The sequence below is a fragment of the Blastopirellula marina genome (assembly GCF_002967715.1).
GTDB classification, from domain to species: Bacteria; Planctomycetota; Planctomycetia; order Pirellulales; family Pirellulaceae; genus Bremerella; species Bremerella marina_B.
Map to the genome: position 1 here is coordinate 131,517 of NZ_PUIA01000037.1, position 16,226 is coordinate 147,742.

Sequence of the window (16,226 nt, forward strand, 5' to 3'; positions counted from 1 at the left end):
CCAATAGCCAAACTCATGAATTCACATTGTGATCTCGGAAATTTGTCGGCTGGCGAACTTCGAGAACTCTATCATGTCACACAGGAGGATCTCGAGTTAATAGTCCAATACGGGCAGATCGTCATGCCGCACCTGGACACGTTCATCGGCGAGTTTTACGAGTGGCTTAGGACGCAACCGGAATTCGAACTCTATTTTTCAGACAATGCCACACTGCATCGGGTGCAGTCGCAACAGAAACGCTACTGGGAAGATTTCTTCTCCGCCGACATTAGCGAAGTGTACGTTCATAAGCGGAAGTCGGTTGGGGCCAATCACGCGCGAATTGGCTTGCCACTGCCGACCTATGTTTCTTCGATGTACCGTTCGTTGCGGATTTGGACCGACGTCCTTTACGACCACAGCCTGGAGGCTGAACGCTATGCTCGTTCGCTTAAGGCTATTACCAAGCTGATCATGTTGGATACGGCCATTGTGGTCGATACCTTCATGCGACAAACCAATTGCATTATTGCCGAGCAGCATGATTCGTTGATGCAGATGTCGACCCCGGTGACGGAGGTGTGGAATGACATCCTAATGTTGCCGATCGTCGGAATCATCGATTCCAAGCGCGCGCAAGACATCATGACAGCCGTACTGCACAAGATAGCCGACACCCACTCGCGTTGCCTCATTCTTGATATTAGTGGTGTGGCAGTTGTCGATACGGCCGTGGCAAATCACTTGATCAAAATCACCAAGGCGACTCGCTTGATGGGCTGCACTTGTACCATCTCAGGCGTTTCGCCGGCAATTGCCCAAACCATTGTGGAACTGGGTATCAACGTAGGAGATATACGCACAACCGCAACACTAAAGGACGCCTTGCGAGATGCGTTCAATGATTTGAAATTGGTTTTGCATGAAGATGGGGCTTCTTCATGATTCACGATTCAGGGGAAGTACCGCGTGTTCCCATGCAACTTGCCAGTGGTTGCCTGGTGGCGTCGATTCAAATCGACTTGAACGATGAGGTATTGTTCCGCTTCAAGCGAGATCTGTTAGAAGAGATTCGCCTGACCCAGACACGGGCTGTTTTGCTTGACGTATCAGGCGTCGACATTATGGATCGTGTCGAGTTCGAGGCAATCTGCGAAATCATGCGAATGTCTCGTCTAATGGGAGCACGTGCCATGCTCGTCGGCGTGAAGCCCGAGATTGCCTGCTCGCTGATGGATTTCGATCTTGATTTTCGCCAGATGGAAACGGCTCTGACGCTCGATCAGGCATTTCAGCAATTGAAACTAAATGGGGAAAGTAACGGAGGTCGCCACGAGTCAATGCGATGAACCTGCCGGAGATGCGGATATGGATCAGTACCGAAGCAAACTTAGCTCGTTCAATCATGGCATCTCGAAAGATGGCCGAATCGGCCGGACTTCAGGCAAACCAGGTCGCATTGGTCGCGACGGCCGTCTCGGAGCTTGCTCGCAACATCATCAAGTATGCCCATCATGGCGAAGTGATCCTTCGCTATGTCACCCACGGACCAAAACAGGGAGTCGAGGTAGTCGCCTGGGATCACGGTCCCGGGATTGAATGTGTTGAATCGGCAATGCGCGATCATCACAGCACCGGCGGAACACTGGGACTTGGACTTCCCGGCGTCAAGCGTCTCATGGACGAATTCGAACTACAATCCGAAGTCGGCAAGGGAACCAGGATTACGGTGAGGAAATGGAAGTAATGACGCCTCGCAAATTGGAAGCCGGTAGCTTCGTCCGAACAGCTAACGGCCACTTCGTTGGCGGCGATCTAGCGATCGTACGGTCGCACGAAGAATTTCTCTTTCTCGCCCTCGTGGACGTTCTAGGGCATGGGCCTCAGGCCTATTCCACAGCCCTGGAGTTGGAAGAGGTTATCCTTGGTTGGAATGACAAGTTTGACATTCTGGCCCTCATGAAAGCTCTGCATGAACATCAAAAGCAAGGTCGAGGCGCGGTCATCAGCCTCTGCACGATCGAGTCGATGACAGGGGATGTGCGTTATGTCGGCATTGGCAATGCTACCTGTCGCACGATGGGCGAGCATCCACACCATTTGCTGACGCGAGAAGGGGTAGTCGGTCATACGCTTAGAACGCCTTCGGTGGAACGACTGAATCTCGACCAGCACGACATCCTTCTGCTTTATAGCGATGGGGTATCGAGCCATTTTGAGATCGAGGAGCCATGTCAACTCTTCTTCGACCCGTTAGATAACGTTGCCCGGCGGGTGGTTGAAACGTTTGGCCGCAGCCATGACGATGCTTCGTGTATTGCGGTGAGGTATACATGAGGACGCACCTGGGCGACGTTCGTATTTTCGATCAATCGGCGGTCGTGGAAGTCCGCACGAAAGTGCTCAGCTTGACAGCCGCATTCGGTTTCGGGTCGGCCATGTCGACGCGCATGGCCACGATTCTTTCGGATCTGGTACGAGAACTTCTTAAGAACTCGGAACCTGGTGCGATGTTTGTCGATCTCGAAGATTCGCAAGGACATCTCACTCTCGGATTAAGATTTCTCACATCAGATACGGTGCAAATCTCGCCAGCCTTGCGAGAGGTGTTTGATGATGTCCGACAGTTGTCCAATGGAGAGTCTGTCAGAGAGATTTCGCTTCGGAAAACGATTCGCAACATGCCGGGCTCACTCACTCCGGAGTTCCTGGATTTTCAGCGAGATCGTATCAGTCTCAAATCACGCGCAGCTTTGCTTGAGGAACTGCGCGAGAAGAATCAGCAACTTGAACGGTACAACGCCCACCTCGAGGATCTGGTTCGCGAACGCACGAACGAATTGGAACTTACCAACCAGCGAATGCAACGTGACTTGGATGCCGGTGCAGAGTACGTTGCGCGATTGATACCCGAGCCCGTCACAGGGCAGATTTCAATCGATTGGCGGTATGTTCCCTCCGAAGAATTAGGTGGGGACGCTATGGGTTACCATTGGATCGATCCCGACCATATGGCGATCTATTTGCTCGATGTTACCGGGCATGGTATCGATTCGGCTCTTTTGGCCGTCAGCATAATTAACGTGGTTCGCGGGGCTTCGCTACCTGGAGCGGACTTTCGAAATCCGAGCGAAGTCCTCAAGCGGCTCAACCAGTCGTTCACGATGGATCTGCATGGCAACAAGCTTTACACCATGTGGTACGGTGTTTTTCATCGGCCCAGCCGAACCTTGACTTGGGGTGGCGGCGGACATCCCGATGCCCTGCTGTACGTCAAAGACTCGCGAGAGCCTGTCCGGCTTGCATCCGGAGGCCCCCTCATGGGCATGATCGACTGGCCTTATTTCGAGACCGATTCGATTATCATCGATTCCCCCTCAAGCTTGTTCCTTTACAGTGATGGTGTCTTCGAGATCCATAAAGAAGATGGGAAAGAATGGACGTTCGACGAATTCGTCGACTACATGAATATTCCGGTGCCCAAAGGGGATACAAAGATGGACGATCTTTACCGTTACGTCCGAGAGCTTTGTGGCTGCGAGCAACTGGGAGACGACTTTTCCATTCTCGAAATACGATTCGACCTGCCTGATCACCTGCCGGGAGAAGTGCACGGAGAGGGAGCGGCTATCTAATTAAGTGATCGATGTAAGCACCTTCGACCAGATCAGCCTGATCAATCGAGAGCTTTTGCATCAACTGGAGAGCGATCGCTTCTCCCTCGGTCTCGGTTTGAGAAGGATCGAGTACCACTTCCAATTCCAGGTAGCTTCCCAGGTCTTCTACCTCGTCGAGGTGAATGCGCGTCTGCCCGATCAGATATAGTGTCCTGGTCTTTTTGACAATGCCCACCGGTTCCAGCGCCAAAGTCAGCAGTTGGGAAAGCTGCTCGGGGTGAACAATGGGAACGCGAGAATAGTTCGAAGTCTTGGGCCCGGCGGATTCCGAACGACAATAAAAAATCAACTCGGCGTGCTCGCCGTTGATCTGCCGAAGTTTTAAACGCCCTTCGGGTACGCGATAGAACTGATCAATCTGCTCCAGAACGATCGGACCCGAATCCGCGATCGGAACGATTCGATCTTCGAGTTCCGATCGCTGGGAAAGTCGGGCCTTGATTTCAATATTGCGAGCCACGATCAGTCCTCGCGGTTAGACCATTTCGTCGGCAATAAAGCCTTCGAACGTTTGGCGACGGCGAATGATACGTGCTTTGCCGTCCTCGATCATCACTTCCGCAGCCAGCGGCTTCGAGTTGTAGTTGGAACTCATGCAGTAGCCATACGCCCCTGCACATTCAATAACCAGCAAGTCGCCAACCGCCGCAGGTGGAAGTTTGCGAGCACTGACAAAGCCACCTTCTTCTTGCGTGAAGATGTCCCCCGATTCGCACAGCGGGCCACCCACGATCACGTCGTGTTCTTCCCCGATGTGTTGTCCATCCTTGCGAGCTACCGAAATGGGATGATAGGCACCGTACATGATCGGTCGCGCGAGATTATTGAAGCCTGCGTCCGCAACGTAAAAAAGATTGTCCCCCATCTGCTTCACGGCGCGAATCTCGGTGATCAGATAGCCTGCTTCAGCTGATAGGTATCGGCCTGGCTCGATTTCGAGTGAGATGCTGTGGTCGAACGCCTTTTCCAGCTTCTTTCGGGTGGCGTCCCAAAGTTCGAAGTACTTTTCGAGATCGACATAAGTTTGCTGGCTGTTATAAGGAACCGGTAAGCCCCCTCCGGCGCTGATCGTCTTGATGCTTCGGCCGACTTCCAAGGCTGCTTTTTCCATCGAGTCGCAAACCTGCGAGAGGTGGTGCAAATCGGTGCCGCTACCGATGTGCATATGCAGGCCAGTAATCTGGAGTCCGTTCGCATCGGCCAGAAGCAGACAGTCATTCAGTTGCTCGTGCCAGATACCGTGCTTCGATTGCTGGCCGCCGGTGTTGGTCTTCTGGCTGTGCCCATGCCCAAATCCGGGATTAATCCGCAGCGTGATCTCTCGGCCTGGGGCAAGTTCGCCCAGCTGACGAATCATATCAGGAGAACCGCAATTGACGTGCAGACCATGTTCGACACAGAGCTCTAAAGCTTCGCGATCAAAGATGTCGGCCGTGTAGACGATCGGCGGCGGGTCGCCATGAACTTCGTAGCCTGCCGCAAGAGCTCGACGAATTTCCCAGGCACTGACCGCATCGACAACCACGTTGTTTTCGCGAACGAGCTTCAAAATGGCCAAGTTCGAGCAGGCTTTTTGAGCGTATCGGACGACGTCAAATGCAGCGAGATCTTGGATGCGCTGTACGATCGTCGCAGCGTCATAGACGTAGGTGGGAGTACCGAATTGAGTAGCCAACTGCTGAACGGAAACGCCGGCGATTTCCTGCCGAGAGGTCGAGAACGTGGGGACTTGTGGCATAGCGTGCACCAAAACTAAAAAGGGCGTGAATCTTAAGCTTTATTGTAGTGAGACACGGGGTTTCGCCCACCGGGCGCAAAAAAAGAGACCTTTCCGAAAAAAGGTCTCTCTTCCATGGGTCAAATTGTTCGAGCCTTGCTTAGAAAGCAGGGGCATCTTCAAAGTTTGCATCAGCTTCTGCGTTAGCAGCGTTCTGGGCTGCGACACCGGCACCGATTGCCTTGATCACGCCTTCTTCCAGCATCATACGTAACCGCATGTAACGCTGTTCCATGTCGACCGTTACCAGGAACTTGTCTGCTCCACCGGAAAGGGCTTCGATAGCGGCATCAACGCCTGGGACTGGCTTAGGAGCATTCTTCTGGATCCCCTTGAGGATGGGGAGAATCGCGACGTGCATTTGCACAACGCCCACCTTGGTATCGCTACCGGCGATCGAAGCGTCAATCGCCTTCTTCAAACGTGCCATCGCATCGTTGCCGCCGGACAGGTAGACGCTCTTTTCACCAATGCCAAGGATCACCTCAGGATTTTCGCCCAAGATGTCTTTTGCTTCGGGTGGGGCATCGTCCAGAGGAATTTGCATCACGTGCAAGCGAATTGCCTGATAAGTTTCGGCATCCCACTTGACTGGTGGAACTTCCCCATCGGCAGCGGCGAGCTTCAACAATTCCTTCACGCCATCTTCGACGCGTTGTCCGTCGGCGACATGGGCACCGGCCAGAAACGTTCCCTTGCCTCCGGTCATATCCAACATCAATCCGCTATCGATCGAGCCTGTGCGAGCCGTTTCAATCAGGGTATCGATGGCCAGATCGAGAATTTTTTTGGCCGATGCAAGTTCGTCACCTTCGAGATCGCCTTCTGTTTCCAACTGATGAATGACCTGCTCGCGGACGCTGTTCATCTGTTTATCCATCCGAGCAATATCGGCTTCGGATAGCTTTTGGGTTCCCTGGAAGTTAATAGCGGCTTCGCTGCTGGTGAAGCCGGAGAATTCGGTGCTCAGGTCCGAATTCAAGGCCATCATCTTCGCGAATTCACTTCCTTCGGCACCCGTGTAGGCAATGTCCAGGTAAGTGCCTTGCTTGGTGGCGTCGACATTCCAACCGATGATGATGTCTTCCAACTCGGTGAAAACACGTTCTATCTCGGCGACTTGATCGGCGATCTGCTGCTTACGCACCGCGAACTCTTCGTCCGTCTCATCAGCCTCTTGTTCCAGCGACAGGTCGATGCCCGTCTTCATCTGTTCCACAATGACGTTGCGGTAGATTTCAGGAATGTTTCCTGGAAAGAACTGCAGGGCCAGGTCGTACTGCTCTGGCAGGTCTTTCAGGAAAACGGTTGGGTCACCCACAGGATTGGCGAGCTTTTCCTGATCCATTGCCAAGATCGCCCAGTTGCCGGCATCTTTCACAAAGATCGGCATCTGGTTGGGGGTAAACATTTTGATGCCTTCGCCGACGTCTTGCGGTGGACCGATTTGCTCGGTGGCTGTGGTCAGCAACTTGTCGAAGTCAGACACCGGAAGGTATGCAGTCGGAGCGAATTCTTGACCGTTGGTCATGACCACCACACCCACGGGGCGCGTCTTATCGATCCCTTCGGTGAACGGAGTCGACAGCAGGGCAGCCATTCGACCGGCATCCGTCTGCCCGGCAGCATCGGCCAGATACTGAACGTCGGCCAGGATCTTCTTCACAGGGGCAACCGAGACCACGGCAACGGGCTTGAATTCGGCGTCCTGAGCGTGAAGTGCGACCAGCGGCATAGCGGCAAGCAACAAGCCTGCGATAGCCAGTCGACCACTTTGAATGAAATTGTTCACTGCGTCTGTCTCCTGAGAGGTGATCTTTTTTGGGAACTCTGCTACCGACCGAGCTGGCTGGGTGAGAATTCGTTGATTGGCCCATCCTTGGTGGGACTTTCCAAATGTACCGCAGACCGGGTGCGCGAGAAAGCCAAGGCAACTGCCTGGGGTGATGGGCGCATACCGAGTCCGTAGAGCCTACTCGGCGAATTCAATCACAGTTTCGCAACTGGTCAAAAAGTTTAGATCGCGCGACAGATCCCCAGGCGAAATAAGCGACTACTCGTCGATCAATTTCGACCGATGCAATTCATACCATTCCAGGGTAGAGTCGCTCAACAGAGCGAGCGCAATGAACTAACCTGGGGGATCTAGGCGAGAGTGCAGAGACCTCTCGCGGTACGAGCTTTAACGCTCTCGGAAGACAATTCGACCTTTGGTCATGTCGTAGGGGGAAAGTTCCACGCGGACACGATCACCAGGAACAATACGAATAAAGTGCTTACGCATTTTCCCAGCCACATGGGCCATAACCGTCGGGCCGACGTCCAGTTGGACGCGGAACCGCGTATTGGCAAGTGCTTGCGTCACTGTGCCTTCGACTTCGAGGGCCTCTTCTTTCTTGGACATAATACTCCTTGGGGTAAACTATGTATTCTTAAGTACGGGAGGGACAATGACAATCGTCCCAGCATTAGTATATCGGGATGTACCTCAAAATCAAACGCAGAATGAGCTTCTAGGGAAAAGCCGTAGCAGCGGCAAGAAAGGGGCTCGGGGTAGGCTGATTTCTGGCATGCACGAGCCTCCTTCGTGCAATACCCAAATTACCAAATAGCCCTAGTATGCAAGCTGTTTTTACAAGCGGTAGGCCGTAGTCAACACTTTAGGTGGTGTTGTCCGCAGTGGTTTCTGCAGGAGCATAGTCGAACATTCGGTAGGTCTTCGACTTCTTGGCCCCGCCGCGTTCAAGCGAAGCTCGGGAAAGGTGGTTACTTTCCAGCACCCACGAGAATTCCACCTCTTGGACCCCCCACTTCTTGATGTCTGGAACCAAGCGTTCCAGGATCACCAGCCCAATGCCCCAGCGCTGGTACTCGGGAACCACGTTCGTCGAGATCAGACGCATGTTCTTGATCGCCTTTTTATTCCATAAAAGGCGCATGAAACCGAACGGAAACAGCTTCCCGTCGATTTGCTTGATGCGTGGATTGTAGTCGAGCATGCCAAACATCGAGCCAATGACCTTGCCGTCCACTTCGCAAACGGAAGTCAGCTCTGGTACCAGCAAGTGCTTTAGGTCGTCGGCCATCTTGTCGACTTCGGCCGTGTCGATCGGTACGAAGCCCCATGTCCCAACCAAAGAGCGGTTGTAGTTATCAAGGAACGTATGCACGTCTTCTTTGAAACGCTTTCGATCCATTCGCCGAAGCTTCAAGTTGAAGCGACTCTTGGCCTCGTCCACGATGAATTTCAGCTTGGGATCTAACCCTTCCAGCATGTTGATATGGCCCCAAAACGCATACATGTCTTGGGTTTTCTCGTAGCCATAGTCGGTGATAAGCTTTTCATAATAGGGGGGGTTATACGTCATCATGAACGCAGGCGGCGTATCAAAACCCTCGATCAGGGTGCCTACCTCGTGGTTAAGCGAAGGGTTAGCTGGCCCCCTCATCTTTTGGATGCCTTGCTCGGCGAACCATGCTTTGACCGCGTCGAAAAGCGCGCCGCTCACTTCCGTGTCATCGATCGACTCGAAGAACCCCCAGAATCCGCGCTTCTCGTCGTATCGTTCGTTGTGCCCCACATTCAGGATCGCAGCGATGCGCCCGACAACCTGTCCAGCGCGTCGTGCTAAAAAACATTGAACCTTGTTTCGCGCATAAAAGGGGTGAGGGACAAAATTGACCAGTTCTTTCAGATTTTGCCGAAGCGGTGGTATCCAATTCGGATCGTCCCGATATAAATCCCATGGAAACTCGACGAACTCGTTTTGCTGACGCTTCGTAGTGACTGGCTCAGTGGTGATCGAGGACATTCGTCTCCGCTCTAGTCGAAAGTGATGGACGAAATTGAACTATATCGAGCCTCGAATCGGCTCGAGAATCCATTGCCGCGTTTGGGTGAAGTGCACCAATTAGGCAGCCACAACCATGCTCAACAATACCGAGATGGCAAATCCATCGCAAACCCGGCCCCGATACTTCATGCCCAAAACGCCATGTAACTGCATAATGGGACGAAACCTGTGAATTTTTTGTAAAACGGCTGTTGGTGCATGACAAATTTGCAATAATCTGAAGTTCATATGAGCAAATTGATATGAATTATCCATGTTTTAAACTTAGGCGAGTTTAAGACGGTGAACTAGTTCACCCTAAAGAATCCATTTGAAAGAGGCTGGTCGCGCTTGCGTGGCTGGTTCGGCCCCACAGGCACTGCCCCGTCTGTGGGGTTTTTTTATGCGCCGGCCAAAGCCTCGCCGGCATCAATTGGCGTGACTCTGGCTCCATCCGAGAGGGAAGCCGCAGGCGATACAAGGACCCGATCGCCTGACTTGATACCTTGTGTGACTTCGACATCCAGATCGTTCATCAGCCCTAACTTCAAGTTTCGACGTTCCAGTTTGCCCCCCGCAGCGACATACGCCTGCCAGGTACCCGAAACGTCACGAAAGATGGAGGAGCGGGGAATCACCAATGCCTGGGGCTTCTCTTCGGTGTAGATACGAACCTGGACACGATAGTCGACTCCTAAACCGTGCTGCTCAAGCACCGACGCGACTTGACCTGAATCGAATCGAAGTATGACGAGCACTCGCTGTTGTTCCACCCCAAGTGAACTCACTTTGGTGAAACCGGCCGGATAGACTCGCTCCACTTTCATGGGGATGCCCTGCCCTGCTTCTTTGCCCAGAGAAGGTCCATAGATCTCGGCTCGATCCCCGGGCTTAATCCGAGTGGCATCCTGACTCAGGATTTCAGCTTCGACTTCCAATTGCGAAAGTTGGCCGATCTCGAGCAAGGTCGTGCCTGCGGCAACTTGCTGTTCGCTGGTCAGCTGTTTGGTCAGCACAATACCATCGACCGGGCTGGTCATGGTCGATCGTTGCATGCGTAATTCGGCCGTTCGCAAACGAGCCTCTGCTTCGACCTTCTGCTGCTGGAGCACAGCGACGGACAGATCCTTCCGGTCAATGTACTGGGAAACCATGCTCGGAAGCAGCTTCGTAGCCGCGTCAATCGACAAGATGGCTTGGTAGGTTAACGCGTCGGTTTGAAAGTCGGTGTCGCTCTCGACCTTTTCCAGTTGCGCTCGATCAAGATCATCTTCTGTCTTGGCTCCTTTTCCGATGAGTTGTTGAACACGCTGTAAGTAGGTCGTTGCATATTCGAAGCGAGACCGACTTGCCGTCATTCGCGTTTTCGCGGCCTCTACCGTGTTTACCATGGAATCGACAAAGAATTCGGCCTGCTGCTTGGTCGTCTGTTCGACCGACTTGTCGCCTGTTTCACGAATTGATGCGGCCAACCGCTCGACGGCGGCCTTAGACTCGTCGTACTCCGCTTCGACATCTTCTTGGACGATTCTGGCGACGACCTCTCCCTTGGTGACATGGTCACCTTCTTCTAGCGTGATTTCCCCCAGGCGGGCATCGAAAGGCATCGAGATCACGTACGTTCGAGGCAGACGTGTCTTGCCCTGTTCATCGACGTATTCTTGAATCGGTTCCATGGAAGCCGTGATGACATCCACCTGTGGTCCGCCAGATTGCATGACGTAGAAAATACCTCCTACGACAAGAATGACGCCAACGACGATGGCAATCGATTTGATCATGGTAAATATCTTTCCGCTCGCGCAGGTAGAAGCAAGCTCAGTAGTCTACTCTCGAACTTTTAATGATTCTAACCAGTTCATACCGTGGATTTGCCATTGCACGACCGCGTGTGCCATAAGCGTGAAGAACAATGCGGTAATAAACGCGCTTACATAGATCCATGGTGCCGTCACGATCGGGAACCGCACCAGGTCCTGATCAATCATCTTGGTCATCAACTTGATGAGCACGTATCCGACCGGAAGTCCCAACACAGCGCCCAGCATATTAATCAGCAGACTCTCACGCAGAAACAACAGGCCAATTTCCCAGCGTGTGTATCCCATGGCCCCCATCGTGGCGACCTCACGCTGGCGTTCCGAGAGGTTCACCAGCGAAGCATTCAACACGTTGCCGAAGAAGATGGTGCCTGCGAAAACAACGATCATGCCGATCGCCACGTTCTGGTTCTGAATGATGGTCTCGCGCATGTTCTTGATCAATTCCAAGCGAGAATTGATCGCTTCCATGGCCGGCATCTGTTTGAGCGTGTGATAGAGTTCCCGCTGGGCTTTGTCCGTTTGATTGACTTTCAATTGGGCACCACTCATGGCGAACGACTCGCCGCGAATTCGGCAGAGATACTCGAGATCTGCGTACACGTTTAACCCGAATTGGCTTTCGCTGACAACCGCCAGGGGAACATGGACTGGATCGCGACGACCCGACTTCGGTCGAATCTCGACCAGGTCTCCCACGTTCAAACGAAGGTGATCGGCCAGACGGCGTTCCATAACCAGCCCGACACTGGGAATATTGATTCGACGTTTGTCCTTGTCGGTCGGAACGGTCAATTGAGCGTTGTTGATGATTCCTTGAATGGCTCCTTGCCGCTCATGTGGTCCATTCACAAAGTCGCAGGCCACGCTAAAGAGTGGTTCCACCCGATCGACCCCAGGCAAATGAGACAGGTCATACCAGGCCTCGCGGTCGAGCGCATCTTTGAACGTTAGATCGATGTCACTGCGATTACGCAGTTCGAATTCGTCGCGGATGAAGTATTCAGTGGCTTCCATCATCATCAATCCACTGATCAAAATGCCTGCCCCGACAGTCCCGGCGAACAGGGCAACTGCCGTGCGCGTGCGATGACGCACCATCGATCGTAGTGTCACACGCCAGCCAGGAGAAAGCTCGTTCCATAGCAGCGTGAAGTGTTCCAAGAAGATCCGACCACCCTTCGCCGGTGGTTCGGGACGCATCGCTTCGGCCGGCCGTAATAGCAACATCTGCCGGGCACCATAAAGGCTGCCAAGCATCGCGCAGACGATACTTACACTCCAGCCAATGACATGCGTTCGCAGATAGAAGTCGTTTCGCAGATCGGGAAATTGAAAGAACTGTTGGTACTGCGACAACATGCCCAGTGTGACGAGCGTTCCGAGCCCACTGGCCAGAATTCCAGCGACCATGCCGACCGCGGTCCCGAATTTCAAGAAGTGTAAGAAGATCGTCCCATCGGTGTAGCCCAACGCCTTGAGGGTTCCGACTGTCGTACGCTGCTGTTTGGCCAGGCGGGTCATCAGGACGTTTAGAATCAAAGCCGCAACAACCAGGAACATGCTCGGAAGAAAGCTCGACATGCTACTCAGTTGAGAGATCTCGTTGCTGACGAAGTAGTTCGAGGTAAAGTCCTTGAGCAGCGTGGCCGAGATGAATCCCGACGACTCCAACTTCCGTTCCGCTAAATCGAGAACCGCATTCTCTCCCTTGCCAATATCAGGCGTAAATTGCCCGATCACCTGGTTGGCGGCTCCCTCGAAATCAAAGAGTTCTTCCATCTGTTTGCGCGGCAGATAGAACACGCCAAAGTTTTCGGGATCGGGCGTCAGGCTGCCGGGACCGATCAGATAAGTGAATTCCGAACTGATCGCTGTGCCGACAATCAGAAACTCTTCACGACGATTGTTGAGCAGTAGGTGCAGTTTCTGACCTGGATGAAGGCGATTCGCCTCGGCGAACTTGTCGTTCACGATCACCTCTGGCTCGTCACGATCGGAGAAGTAGTCGCCGCGAATCAGCACGATATCGTTGGTCACCGCTTGCCGGCGATCGGGCATTGAGATCACCGTTCCGTTGAGTGGTCGCATCCTTTGATCGAGATCGACCGTCACCGGAAATTGAATTCGATCCTGCCAACTTCGGATGCCAGGCAAATCGTTCAAAATCTCCAACTCAGCAAGGGGAGCTTTCTTTAGGTCGATCCAGAAACTGGCCATGCGGCACTGGCGATAGTAGCGATCTTTTGCGGCCCGCATGTTGTAAAAAGTCGACTGCATGCCGATCAGCAGAGCCGATCCGAGCATCATGATGCTGATAATGGCGATCAACAATCCGCGGGCCGCAAACAGGTCTCGCAGCAACTTGCGGTTAAGAGTTTTCACCAGACGACCTCCGAGGGAGGCAGTGGTTGCTGATTTTCTTCAACGCTCACGATCTCGCCGCTACGAAGATGAATCACCCGATGGGCGACATCGGCCAGGGCCGTGTTGTGCGTAATGATCAGGATGGTCGTGCCCAGATCTCGGTTAAACTGCAGCAGCAGTTCTAAAGCACGTATGCCTGTTTCAAAGTCGAGCGCACCGGTCGGCTCGTCGCAGAGCAGCAGTTTGGGATTCTTGACCACCGCCCGAGCGATCGCGACACGCTGCTGTTCGCCACCGGAAAGTTGCGACGGAAAGTGGTTGGCCCGCTCGGCAAGGCCGACCTTTTCGAGCATCTCCCTGGCATCAAGCGGGTTCTCGGCCAACTCGGCCGCCGACAAGACATTCTCGAGTGCCGTTAGATTCGGGACCAGGTTGTAAAACTGAAAGACAAAGCCGACATGCTTACGGCGGTAACGCGTGAGCACCCCCGAAGAGACCTTGGCCAAATCGATACCTTCGAACATCACGCTGCCGTGATTGGGTTGATCGAGACCGCCGATCAGATTCAGGATGGTCGATTTGCCAGACCCGCTGGGGCCTACCATCGCGAGGACTTCGCCGTCGTAAATATCGAACGAGAGATCTTTCAGAACTTCGACCTTCACCTCTCCCATAGTGAAGGTGCGCTGGACGTCGCGAACCGATAAAACGGCCGGCTTTGATGGAAATTGCTCGTCCTGGCTTTGATTGCTCACGGTACCGTGGGGATGTGGGGATCTGAAAAGCTGCACTAAAGTTCACGATCGGGGTGTTCAAACAAGAAAGTGAAGCCTTCCGTTCGAGAATTCCATGTTAGTCGAATGGTCGGTCCGAGGCACGATCCATGGCTAAGTGAACGGGAATTCATGCCGATTGGGGAGTGCTATTGAGCTTCTGCCGTAACCACTTACTTCTCGGTAGCCGATGTGCTGCGCTCTTCATGAAACCTAGCGTGAACTTCGGCAGAAATCGGCATCAAATTACCACACCCCCCGGTGGTGAAGGATAGGTTTCCCCTAGCGGCTTCTAGGAGCGAGGCCGTGTGCATGTCCAGTGAAAAACCAGTCGTTTTAAACTCTCTCTTCTTACGGGAATTATTCGATGCCGCACCCCGAATGCGAATCGCACGACGTATCGATCGCTCTAGCTTGGAAGCTGCCACCTACGATCCTTCAACACCTTCAAGATCATATCGATACAAAACAAGTGGGATTTACCGACGGCGGATTGTCTTTGCCGGACGACGCTCGGATATTCCAAGAGGATGGCCACGCATGGGTTCCTGGGGCATTCGACAGCATGATGCAATATGCCCCGGCCGAGATCGTCGGTGAACCCGACGAGGCGATCATTCAATTGATTTTGGATGACGTCATGATGGGCATGCCTGGAAAACGAGACGCTCTTTACGAACGGGTCCGCAGTACGAAGGTAGCCGGGACGCTCCCCGAACTGGTCCAGGCAATCGGCGATGCCACGATGCTTGGTTCCGACGGCGTGTATGAACTGGGCAAGTGGCTGGTATCCCAGTCACGCGATCGCGAGCCGGTAAAGCTTGGCCTGGGGCTTTTGAGCCTAGTCCCCGAGAAGCCGATCGAAGATCTTTTGCTGGTCGTCGGCCGGCACGACGAGTTCACGCGCGGGTGCATCTTCGCAATGCAGCATTGGGAGACGCCACGTCGTGAAGCATTGATCGCCAAACTGCTTCCGCATGTCTCGGGTTGGGGCCTGGTGCCTCTGGTCGAGCAAGTCAAAGAAACCTACGACCGTGGTATTCAAGATTGGATGCTTCGCGAAGGTGGGCGTCGAGCTGGCATCCTGATTCAGTACGTAGCGATGACATTGGCCACGACCGGTAACTTGCGAGACGCCCTCTTGTCGGATGAGGTCGAACCCGATGTCCTGGAATCAGGAGGATGCGTGCTTACGGCGTTGATTGATATCGAACGCTCACTACGCACCAAACCGCAAGCTCATTTGGAGAGCATACATGACTACGCCGACGCTCCTGTGACCGTGCAGCGATACTTATTCCACATGCAGAAGCACTCCAAAACCGTTAGGGACTTGAGTGTGATAGCCTCGATCCGTGCCTTTCTGGACGACGGCGACGCCGATTGGATGCTGCGCGAAGACTTAGGGTGGAGTGAGTCACTCGTTCAGCAGATGCGTGACAACGCCAACGAGATCCTGGCGCGGTCTACCTGGCATGATGTGGTTTACACCGCACTCGCAAGCGAGGACAACGATGCCTATCTGTATGCTGTCAGCGGTGCCAACTTGCTGAAAATGACCGACGCTCACATCGACGTAAAGCGGATTCAGGAAATCAACATCCGTCGAGCTTCGAAAATGATCGGCTCAAATGAACAAGTGGTGGATGAAGTGCAAATGTATTTCGCCCGCGTTCCCGACTTGGTGAGAATTGCCAATACTCCGCGAACCGGACCGCCGCAGCGAAGTCGAGCAGGCTACCAGTATTCCGTTCCTTTCCGTCAGGATGATCTGCTGGCCTATCCCGATCAAACCGAGGCCATGGTCGAGTTTCTGCTGGGTCAATCCAAGCATCGCATGCGAAAGCAGGCACTCGAGATATTCGATATCTGGGGAAAAGAGAATTGGACCGAAGCGGCTTATCAGCGGCTGGAGTTGGCCTTAGACGTTGAGGCGGACGATGAGCTCCGCATGCTTATGCAAAACCTCATCAACGGCCTGACAATTGACGACTAGC

14 protein-coding genes are annotated in these 16,226 nt (G+C 53.5%); 6 read left to right on the forward strand and 8 right to left on the reverse strand.

What is annotated here, in order from left to right; translation table 11 throughout:
- Positions 1-15 precede the first annotated feature (15 nt).
- From C5Y96_RS12380 to C5Y96_RS12400, 5 genes are read left to right on the forward strand one after another with little or no spacing between them, the layout of a single operon-like run.
- Entirely contained in the window at positions 16-927 is a 912-nt protein-coding gene (locus C5Y96_RS12380; RefSeq protein WP_105353653.1) for a protoglobin domain-containing protein, read from the forward strand.
- Positions 924-1,331, forward strand: a complete 408-nt coding sequence (locus tag C5Y96_RS12385) for an STAS domain-containing protein (protein WP_105353656.1) — start codon at positions 924-926, stop codon at positions 1,329-1,331. Before C5Y96_RS12380 ends, C5Y96_RS12385 begins: the two co-directional genes overlap by 4 nt.
- 11 nt (positions 1,332-1,342) lie before the next feature.
- Positions 1,343-1,729: an ATP-binding protein gene (locus C5Y96_RS12390; protein WP_261341391.1), complete on the forward strand. Its 387-nt coding sequence runs from the start codon at positions 1,343-1,345 to the stop codon at positions 1,727-1,729.
- Positions 1,729-2,319: a SpoIIE family protein phosphatase gene (locus C5Y96_RS12395; RefSeq protein WP_158261210.1), complete on the forward strand. Its 591-nt coding sequence runs from the start codon at positions 1,729-1,731 to the stop codon at positions 2,317-2,319. The genes C5Y96_RS12390 and C5Y96_RS12395 overlap by 1 nt, the downstream gene beginning before the upstream one ends.
- On the forward strand, positions 2,316-3,617 hold the full coding sequence (locus C5Y96_RS12400; protein WP_105353664.1) for a PP2C family protein-serine/threonine phosphatase: 1,302 nt from the start codon (positions 2,316-2,318) through the stop codon (positions 3,615-3,617). Before C5Y96_RS12395 ends, C5Y96_RS12400 begins: the two co-directional genes overlap by 4 nt.
- Here the strand turns inward: C5Y96_RS12400 and C5Y96_RS12405 are convergent.
- The 8 genes from C5Y96_RS12405 to C5Y96_RS12440 all read right to left on the reverse strand — a co-directional run bounded on the left by C5Y96_RS12405 (position 3,610) and on the right by C5Y96_RS12440 (position 14,130).
- Complete coding sequence (locus C5Y96_RS12405) at positions 3,610-4,119, reverse strand: class IV adenylate cyclase (RefSeq protein WP_105353667.1); 510 nt, start codon at positions 4,117-4,119, stop codon at positions 3,610-3,612. The genes C5Y96_RS12400 and C5Y96_RS12405 overlap by 8 nt on opposite strands.
- 15 nt (positions 4,120-4,134) lie before the next feature.
- Positions 4,135-5,397: a diaminopimelate decarboxylase gene (gene lysA, locus C5Y96_RS12410; protein WP_105353670.1), complete on the reverse strand. Its 1,263-nt coding sequence runs from the start codon at positions 5,395-5,397 to the stop codon at positions 4,135-4,137.
- Between the two features lie 139 nt (positions 5,398-5,536).
- On the reverse strand, positions 5,537-7,228 hold the full coding sequence (locus C5Y96_RS12415) for a hypothetical protein (protein WP_105353673.1): 1,692 nt from the start codon (positions 7,226-7,228) through the stop codon (positions 5,537-5,539).
- Between the two features lie 390 nt (positions 7,229-7,618).
- The gene (gene infA, locus C5Y96_RS12420; protein WP_105331308.1) at positions 7,619-7,840 is read right to left on the reverse strand and encodes a translation initiation factor IF-1; all 222 of its coding nucleotides are present in this window, start codon (positions 7,838-7,840) and stop codon (positions 7,619-7,621) included.
- Positions 7,841-8,096: 256 nt separating this feature from the next.
- On the reverse strand, positions 8,097-9,248 hold the full coding sequence (locus C5Y96_RS12425) for an N-acetyltransferase (RefSeq protein WP_105353675.1): 1,152 nt from the start codon (positions 9,246-9,248) through the stop codon (positions 8,097-8,099).
- A gap of 422 nt (positions 9,249-9,670) precedes the next feature.
- Positions 9,671-11,050, reverse strand: a complete 1,380-nt coding sequence (locus tag C5Y96_RS12430; RefSeq protein ID WP_105353677.1) for an efflux RND transporter periplasmic adaptor subunit — start codon at positions 11,048-11,050, stop codon at positions 9,671-9,673.
- Between the two features lie 45 nt (positions 11,051-11,095).
- On the reverse strand, positions 11,096-13,474 hold the full coding sequence (locus tag C5Y96_RS12435) for an ABC transporter permease (RefSeq protein WP_105353679.1): 2,379 nt from the start codon (positions 13,472-13,474) through the stop codon (positions 11,096-11,098).
- Complete coding sequence (locus tag C5Y96_RS12440; protein ID WP_105354298.1) at positions 13,471-14,130, reverse strand: ABC transporter ATP-binding protein; 660 nt, start codon at positions 14,128-14,130, stop codon at positions 13,471-13,473. The genes C5Y96_RS12435 and C5Y96_RS12440 overlap by 4 nt, the downstream gene beginning before the upstream one ends.
- 466 nt (positions 14,131-14,596) lie before the next feature.
- Here C5Y96_RS12440 and C5Y96_RS12445 point away from each other — a divergent pair, with 466 nt between their 5' ends.
- The gene (locus tag C5Y96_RS12445) at positions 14,597-16,225 is read left to right on the forward strand and encodes a hypothetical protein (protein WP_105353681.1); all 1,629 of its coding nucleotides are present in this window, start codon (positions 14,597-14,599) and stop codon (positions 16,223-16,225) included.
- Position 16,226: the final 1 nt, after the last annotated feature.

Coding starts and splice junctions, on each gene's coding strand:
- C5Y96_RS12380 (WP_105353653.1), top strand. CDS start 16: ATGAATTCACATTGTGATCTCGGAAATTTGTCGGCTGGCGAACTTCGA.
- C5Y96_RS12385 (WP_105353656.1), top strand. CDS start 924: ATGATTCACGATTCAGGGGAAGTACCGCGTGTTCCCATGCAACTTGCC.
- C5Y96_RS12390 (WP_261341391.1), top strand. CDS start 1,343: ATGCGGATATGGATCAGTACCGAAGCAAACTTAGCTCGTTCAATCATG.
- C5Y96_RS12395 (WP_158261210.1), top strand. CDS start 1,729: ATGACGCCTCGCAAATTGGAAGCCGGTAGCTTCGTCCGAACAGCTAAC.
- C5Y96_RS12400 (WP_105353664.1), top strand. CDS start 2,316: ATGAGGACGCACCTGGGCGACGTTCGTATTTTCGATCAATCGGCGGTC.
- lysA (WP_105353670.1), bottom strand. CDS start 5,397: ATGCCACAAGTCCCCACGTTCTCGACCTCTCGGCAGGAAATCGCCGGC.
- infA (WP_105331308.1), bottom strand. CDS start 7,840: ATGTCCAAGAAAGAAGAGGCCCTCGAAGTCGAAGGCACAGTGACGCAA.
- C5Y96_RS12425 (WP_105353675.1), bottom strand. CDS start 9,248: ATGTCCTCGATCACCACTGAGCCAGTCACTACGAAGCGTCAGCAAAAC.
- C5Y96_RS12430 (WP_105353677.1), bottom strand. CDS start 11,050: ATGATCAAATCGATTGCCATCGTCGTTGGCGTCATTCTTGTCGTAGGA.
- C5Y96_RS12440 (WP_105354298.1), bottom strand. CDS start 14,130: ATGGGAGAGGTGAAGGTCGAAGTTCTGAAAGATCTCTCGTTCGATATT.
- C5Y96_RS12445 (WP_105353681.1), top strand. CDS start 14,597: ATGCCGCACCCCGAATGCGAATCGCACGACGTATCGATCGCTCTAGCT.